This is a genomic window from Dictyobacter arantiisoli (genome assembly GCF_008326305.1).
Classification (GTDB): domain Bacteria; phylum Chloroflexota; class Ktedonobacteria; order Ktedonobacterales; family Ktedonobacteraceae; genus Dictyobacter; species Dictyobacter arantiisoli.
In genome coordinates, this window is sequence record NZ_BIXY01000053.1 from 42338 (window position 1) to 49470 (window position 7133).

At 49.1% G+C, this 7133-nt stretch carries 6 protein-coding genes; 5 read left to right on the top strand and 1 reads right to left on the bottom strand.

The features are described from left to right. The first annotated feature begins 340 nt into the window (after positions 1-340). Positions 341-1507 carry a chorismate synthase gene (gene aroC, locus F1593_RS17230; protein WP_149402801.1) on the top strand — a complete coding sequence of 389 codons (1167 nt, stop codon included), beginning with the start codon at positions 341-343 and terminating at the stop codon, positions 1505-1507. A 118-nt stretch (positions 1508-1625) separates the two neighbouring features. Here the strand turns inward: aroC and F1593_RS17235 are convergent, their stop codons facing one another. Beyond that, entirely contained in the window at positions 1626-2120 is a 495-nt protein-coding gene (locus F1593_RS17235; RefSeq protein ID WP_172632196.1) for a Fur family transcriptional regulator, read from the bottom strand. A 356-nt stretch (positions 2121-2476) separates the two neighbouring features. Between F1593_RS17235 and F1593_RS17240 the strand changes: the two genes are divergently transcribed. The 4 genes from F1593_RS17240 (at position 2477) to F1593_RS17255 (ending at position 6600) form a co-directional block, all read left to right on the top strand. Then, entirely contained in the window at positions 2477-2746 is a 270-nt protein-coding gene (locus F1593_RS17240) for a hypothetical protein (protein ID WP_149402803.1), read from the top strand. Next, positions 2743-3609: a formate dehydrogenase accessory sulfurtransferase FdhD gene (gene fdhD / locus F1593_RS17245; RefSeq protein ID WP_216368896.1), complete on the top strand. Its 867-nt coding sequence runs from the start codon at positions 2743-2745 to the stop codon at positions 3607-3609. The genes F1593_RS17240 and fdhD overlap by 4 nt, the downstream gene beginning before the upstream one ends. Before the next feature lie 131 nt (positions 3610-3740). Further along, a complete protein-coding gene (mnmE, locus tag F1593_RS17250) occupies positions 3741-5180 on the top strand; it encodes a tRNA uridine-5-carboxymethylaminomethyl(34) synthesis GTPase MnmE (RefSeq protein ID WP_149402804.1) in 1440 nt (479 codons plus the stop codon). Positions 5181-5394: 214 nt separating this feature from the next. Further along, positions 5395-6600, top strand: a complete 1206-nt coding sequence (locus tag F1593_RS17255; RefSeq protein WP_149402805.1) for a hypothetical protein — start codon at positions 5395-5397, stop codon at positions 6598-6600. Positions 6601-7133 lie beyond the last annotated feature (533 nt).

A 7133-nucleotide genomic window follows, 5' to 3' on the forward strand; every position in this document is an offset into this window, starting at 1 on the left:
TGTCTTATGCTGTTAGGCTTTGTCCTACAAAAAATTATCACTTAAGGACAAAGTTGACCCTGTAATGAACGAACAAAGCGTTCTGTTTTGGACTATCAATTGGTCTGTTTCCTCTGTGCATCGCGTTTTTTTCTGTATGTGACGAAATGTTAGCTGAATGCAAACATTTATTATGCACGTGTTTTGTCAAATACTATGAGCACAAAGCATGTTGGGGGTCGTTGTATCCTGGTGTACAATTGAGGATGTTACCTGATTAAGAAAATAGTCGACCTCGCCTTTGTGGTGGAAGATTGCTATCGTAACGAGCCCGGTCAGGGTCTTTTGAGGAGTTCGCATTATGTTTCGATTTTTGACGGCAGGAGAGTCGCATGGTCCCTGCTTGACGATGATTGTAGAAGGTTTACCCGCCGGATTAACGGTGGAGAAGGCGATTGTGGATGCTGATCTCCACAGGCGGCAGGGCGGATACGGGCGCGGAGGTCGCATGAAAATAGAAAAGGATGCGATCCGCTTCCTGGCCGGTGTACGTCATGGCAAGACACTGGGATCTCCTGTGACCATGCAGATTGAAAACCTGGATTGGGTCAACTGGAATGAGCGTATGAGCGCGGCCCCGGTTGAGGCAGAAATCGATCCCGTGACACGTGTACGCCCGGGGCATGCAGATTTTACTGGTTCCGTGAAATATAGTCATGATGATGTGCGCAATGTGATTGAGCGTTCCAGTTCACGTGAGACGGCCTCGCGGGTTGCGGTTGGTGGTCTCTGTCGCCAATATCTGGCGCAATTTGGCATTGAGATCCATAGCCATGTCCTTTCCGTTGCCAATGTTACCTATGAGACCGAGCGTGCTTTGACAGCGGATGCTTATTCAGTTGAGATGTGGAGCGCCGTCGAGCAATCTCCGATGCGTTGTGCTGATGCTACTCTGACCGAGAAGATGATTGCTCGTATCCTTGAGGCCAAGCGTGAGGGTGATACCTGCGGTGGTGTTTTTGAAGTTGTGGCGACCGGCTTACCCATTGGTCTGGGAACCTTTAGCCAGTGGGATCGTCGTTTGAGTGCTCGGCTTGGTATGGCTATGATGAGTATCCCATCCGTGAAGGGCATGGAGATTGGTTCTGGTTTTGCGGCGACACGTACCACTGGTTCGCATGTCCATGATGTATTGCGCCATAATGAGCAAGGAAAGTGGTCTCATCTTACCAATAATGCAGGTGGCATTGAGGGTGGTATTTCCAATGGTGAGCCGATTGTGGTACGCGTTGGTGTCAAGCCTATTCCCACGCTGGCCCGTTCATTACCATCAGTAGATCTGGCAACGGGAGAAAATACTGATGAGAGCCGCTATGAGCGCAGCGATGTCTGTGTCGTTCCAGCCGCAGGTGTGGTTGGCGAGGCAATGATGGCGATTGTGCTGACTGAAGCATTGATTGAAAAATTTGGCGGCGATAGCATTGAGGAAACATTGCGCAACTATCACTCTTTTGTACAGCAATATTAATTGTTGGCAAGCCCTATCCTTGAGTGTACATTGAGTATTCATCACAAGCGTCCCAGCGGGTAAAACCGTGGGATGTTTTTTTGTGCTAGCAAGTGTGGCAATCGTATGTGAGAATAGATTAATCCTGAGAGACTATATCGAGGGTAGGTTGAGGATCGATGTTATCCTGAGCTAACTCCTGTTGTAACGTATGCCAGCAGTTGTCGCAGTAGCCTGCCGCGACCAATTCTAGCGAGAGATGGTGAAAGCCATATTGGGTTTGTAATTGCTCGTGGAGATCCCCTAACAGCGTTTCATCCAGGTGAATAGTGACATGGCAACGGCGACATATCAAATGATGATGCGCCTGTCCATCGGCTATTTCATACAATGGCTGGGCATCTGGAAGGTGACTCTCACGGATCAGGTCAACGCTTTTGAGCAATTCAAGGGTGCGATAGACGGTCGATAGACTGACACAGGGATTTTGCTGTTGGACGCGTTCCATTATCTGATCAATACTCAGGTGGCCTTGAGCTTCCTGAATGACGTTTAAGATCATATGACGTTGTGGGGTTAAACGGTAGCCGTGCTTGCGCAGTATGGCATCGCTCGATTGTTGAAACGAATGCATCCAGAAGCCCCTTCCCATAGATGTACAATACATATGTGTGTATCCTAGCACTCGTAGGAAATGGCGTCAACGCATGCGTTTTCTGCCAGAAAAGGGCCGAGCCGCGTTTATTCTCAGTATGTGTTTGATTCCCATGCTCTCCACGATCTCTGTGCATGAGTTTTCGCACCTGCGGTGCTCAAAATAGTTTTTAGTGTGTAGCGCAGGAAAGGTGCACAGCACCTTTCCTGCACTACACACTAAAAAGGGCGCAGGCGCGCACGCGCCTGCCAGCAGGTGAGCAGCAAGATCCCGATGGGAGTGGGCATCAAACACTTTGTCAGTGAAGCTGTTTTGCTACGGTCTGGAGGGAAAATATGGTACACTGGGAGCATCGCTATCTTTTAGGCACAATGATTTTCTCTGTGGTGGGAAACGTGGTGCGGGATTTCGAGGATGAGTATGAAGCCTGGCGCTGGTTGGAAAGTGGTGGTTGGGGATTAGTGGCAATCGAGCCGCCAGATCCTATCCGACCCGACGCATGTAAATATTACTTTAAGCGACAATGCCCCTCTATAGCGAAGCCGGTTCCCATTAGCAGGACGTATTCCGTTGTGAACGAAGGACGGAGAAGGAGGCGTGTATGACTTTTTCGCATTCCTGGCGTTCCGCACTCGATCCTCAGCGCGTGATGGAGGCTGGTGTGGTCCACTGGCAAGATGAGCATGCGCTGGAGGCTGCAGAATACCTCACGATGGAAGAGCCATTTGAGATTCGTCTGGCTCATCAAAGTTTAGCCGTTATTATGCGCACGCCCGGACATGATGAGGAGCTGGCGCTGGGCTTTTTGCTGACCGAAGGAATTATCCACACGGGATATGATGTGCTCTCGGTAGCAAATGATGAGGATGAAGATGGGTTACCTCTGGAGAATGTAGTGACTGTGATGTTGAGATCGGTTACTCAACAGTCCGCTTTGCAGGCACATCCGACGATATTTGAGCGGCACTTTGCGGTTTCCGCCAGTTGCGGCCTGTGCGGCAAAAATAGCATTGCAGATATCTTGCAGGCTGTTCCAAGATTGGAACCGGATACATTGCAGGTCCCGGCCAGCATTTTCTATACGTTGTCGGATCAACTACGGGCGCAGCAGGCTGTTTTTCGTCATACAGGTGGCTTACATGCGGCTGGCCTCTATAATCTACAGGGAGAATTACTCTTGTCGCGTGAAGATATCGGTCGTCATAATGCTGTGGATAAGCTGATTGGCAATGGTTTGTTGCAGGGGTTCTTTCCCTATCGAGAACATATCCTGTTAGTGAGTGGTCGCACCTCATTTGAGATTATCCAGAAAGCTTTATTAGCCAGAATTCCCTTTGTGACTGCTATTTCCGCGCCTTCCAGCATGGCGGTTGAGCTGGCTGACAAAGGGGGGATTACTTTAATCGGTTTTTTGCGCGATCATTCCATGAATGTGTATACTCACCCAGAACGTATCAGTCAGGAATGAGTAGCTTTGTCCCCTCGTAAGTGCGTCCCTTTGTAGCTTGTTGTTTTGAAATTTCCTGGAATGGTAAGAAGGCCGGGAGCCATTGTGGTTGTACCTTCTGTGGCTCTCCCTTGGATATGATATAGATTTTTATGCATAACGACACAATTGCAGCTATCGCGACTCCGCCCGGTGTTGGTGGTGTTGGTATCATTCGTGTGAGTGGCAGTGATGCCTTTGAGGTGGTCTTGCCCCTTTTAAAACGGCCCGGCAGTTCGACTGCCTTGCCTTCCTCACACAAATTAACCTATGGACAGATAATTGATCCACAAAGCAGCGAAGTGTTAGATGAGGTCCTGGTTGCCTTCATGCATGCTCCGCATACCTATACACGCGAACATGTTGTCGAGATTCAGGGTCACGGTGGTCCATTGGTGCTACAGCGCATCCTGCGGGCCGTCCTGGCACGGGGCGCTCGTCTTGCTAATCCCGGTGAGTTTACCATGCGTGCTTTCCTGAATGGTCGCCTGGACCTCGCTCAGGCTGAGGCTGTCATGGATCTGATTGAATCCGAAACAGAAGCGGGACAGCGTCTGGCTATGCAGCAACTGCGCGGTCGTCTGTCGGATCAAGTTCAGCAGGCGCGCCATGCTACCCTCAGCGTCATTGCGCGCATCGAGGCCAGTATCGATTTTCCTGAAGACGACATTCCAACCCCGCAGGCAGAGGAGCTTAATCCTCTAATTGATGAGGCACTGCGACAGGTTGAGTTGCTCCTGGCCGGATCTGATCAGGGTCGCCTCTATCGCCAGGGTCTGCGCACCGCCATCATCGGTCGTCCCAATGTTGGTAAATCCAGCTTGCTAAACGCCTTTTTACGAACTGAGCGTGCGATTGTCACCGCCATCGCTGGCACGACCAGGGATACCGTCGAGGAGGCGGTTAATCTGCGTGGGATACCATTGCATTTAATTGATACGGCTGGCATTACACCCACCGAAGATCCAGTTGAGGCTATCGGGGTACAGAGGAGCAGAGCTGCCGCTGAGAGCGCCGATGTGATGTTACTGGTCTTTGATAGCTCTGAAGCGCTGACTGAACAGGATCGCCTGGTATCCACGGAGGCGCAGGCCATGGGATTTGGGGTACCATCTTCAACTTTATCTTCAGATGAGCAGGTTGCCACCCACCAACGCCCGGTTTTACTGGTACTGAATAAATCGGACCAGGAGCAACGCATTGACAGAGCGGAGCTAGAGCAACTGTGGCCTCATGCTACATTTATCTCTACTTCTACCTTCTCTGATGCCGGTCTCCAACAACTCGAAGATGCTCTGGCAGATGTTGTGCTGGCGGGCCGCATGCTGCATAGCGAGAGCGTGCTGGTGACCAGTACGCGTCATCAAGAAGCTTTGCGCCGAACAATGGAAAATTTACGCGCCGCAGGTCGTTCGTTAGAGCAACGCGTACCGCTAGACTTCGTCTCGATTGATTTGAGAACCGCCTATGATGCTCTGGGAGAAGTAACGGGTGAGACCGCTAGCGACGATTTATTAGATAAAATCTTTAGTGAGTTCTGTATTGGCAAATAATTTTAACGGTAATGCGCGAAGCAAGCGGTATCTTTTCTGTATAGGCTCTCATTAGTTGCCTGCGAGCATCTTTTTGCTGTTCAGCTATAAATTGCTACACTTTATGATTATGAGCCGTTTTTAAATATATGATCTTGCGGAAAAGATAGCTTGAAGCGATTGAGATAAAATAGAGGTAATTGAAGACGTGAACGTATTGAAGAATGTCTTGAACATGCTAAAGAAACCTGCTGGCGTGATATTAATCGTAGTCGTTGTGCTTTGTATTGTGCTCGCCGCGCTTTCCTATCGATTGGTCAGCACATCCCTTGAGCAGCAGACACAGATGACGCAGGTATCTACCAGGACAGCGACACCAACACCGGCAAAGACCGCCCCGGCTATCAAAGCCAGTCCCACGCCCGCGCCACTCCTCCTGCCTCCTGTAGATCGTTCGAAAATCAGAGGCATAGCCGGAGATCCAGGCACAGATTATACCAATATTCCCTGGGTGCGTTTAAGTTCGCCAACTTGTGGTTGGGGTAACCTGCAGGGCCAGGCATTAAAAGATGTGATTCAGAAATATCATCGACAGGGCATCCGTGTTTTATTCTCCATCTGCCAGAACACAAATTTATTAGATACCGCCAAGTTTACTGACGCTGCTCAGGCGTATCCTGATGCGGTGCAATGTGGCAATGAGCAGATGAAACAGGACTCATCTGTGTCTTTTCTCTACGTGCAACCTGCTACATTTGCTAAATTCTACGATCTGTGTGAAAGCGCGATCCACAAACTACGGCCGGAAACTCCGGTGATTCTTGGTTCGCTTGATCCTCATGTAGCTGGCGCTGATTATCAGCTACTGGTTAATCAGGTTAACTACCTGGATCAGATGCAGACGGCCATGAATACCAATGTGCACCCTGGTGGACACTGGAACTGGCGTCACCAGACGCTCGGTCTGATTGATAGCTGGCACAATGGTTGGGGGGGATCAAATAATCTCTCCGCCCTCTTTGACTTCTGGTCACAGCAATTTCAAATTGACAGCAAACAACTGGGCAATCATTTATGGGTTATTGAGGGGACCGGTTGTTTTAAAGGCTGCGGTATTAATGTGGACAACTCGTATGATGTTGGTGCTTCCCATATACTCTCGCTGGTTACCGACGTGCAAACCATCCAGCAATATGACGTGCCATTTTTTTACTTTAGTGGGAAAGATTTTCAAGATCAAGGCATCAACTGGCCGATTGGTATTCTTGACATGAATGGTCATGCGAAGCCTATTCGCCAGGACCTGGCGATGGGAGCTGTCACTTTATCCCTCTCATGTGGTAGCAAGCATGTCACAGTAAAGAATCAGTTGCAACTGCTTGCCAATCTCTATAACAATTGCGCCTTGCCCGGCAACTACGTAAATATCCTGACCAGTTAAACAGACCACCAGCTCAAATCCGTATCCTCACTGCAAGACCATGGGCTCTATATGAGATTGTAGTGAGGATACATGGACACCAATTTTACCAATCAGAGTGTCTCGCTAAAAATTGGTCCTGAAAAGGCTTGACAAAAGGGCTGAATCCAGGTATGATTTATGAGTTGTCGTGAGTAACGCTACTAATGATGCAGGCCACATTAAAGTGGTCCCTCAGGGATACCAATTCTCCGCAGTACGAGACGTTTAGTCGAAGCTTTATTTGTCTTCTAGATTGAATGTTGAAACCGGAAAATGGAAATTATGAGGCAAGTAAAGTTCTTCGGAAAAGTACTTGACAAACCACCACAGGTATGCGATACTTCGAAAACCGAAGCGAGCGAACAAGAAAAACGAAATGCTCGTACAGCGATGTACCTTGACAACTGAAGAGTGGAAAGCAGAACAGTAACTGGAACTATACAAAGAAAAATTTATAGCTCCTGTCAATTCAGTCTTGGATATGCAGCAATGCATAGGTTAAGACAACAACA

Bases quoted from the DNA above. Each gene is read 5' to 3' on its own strand.
- F1593_RS17240 (WP_149402803.1), top strand. From the start codon at position 2,477: ATGGTACACTGGGAGCATCGCTATCTTTTAGGCACAATGATTTTCTCT.
- aroC (WP_149402801.1), top strand. From the start codon at position 341: ATGTTTCGATTTTTGACGGCAGGAGAGTCGCATGGTCCCTGCTTGACG.
- F1593_RS17235 (WP_172632196.1), bottom strand. From the start codon at position 2,120: ATGCATTCGTTTCAACAATCGAGCGATGCCATACTGCGCAAGCACGGC.
- mnmE (WP_149402804.1), top strand. From the start codon at position 3,741: ATGCATAACGACACAATTGCAGCTATCGCGACTCCGCCCGGTGTTGGT.
- F1593_RS17255 (WP_149402805.1), top strand. From the start codon at position 5,395: ATGCTAAAGAAACCTGCTGGCGTGATATTAATCGTAGTCGTTGTGCTT.
- fdhD (WP_216368896.1), top strand. From the start codon at position 2,743: ATGACTTTTTCGCATTCCTGGCGTTCCGCACTCGATCCTCAGCGCGTG.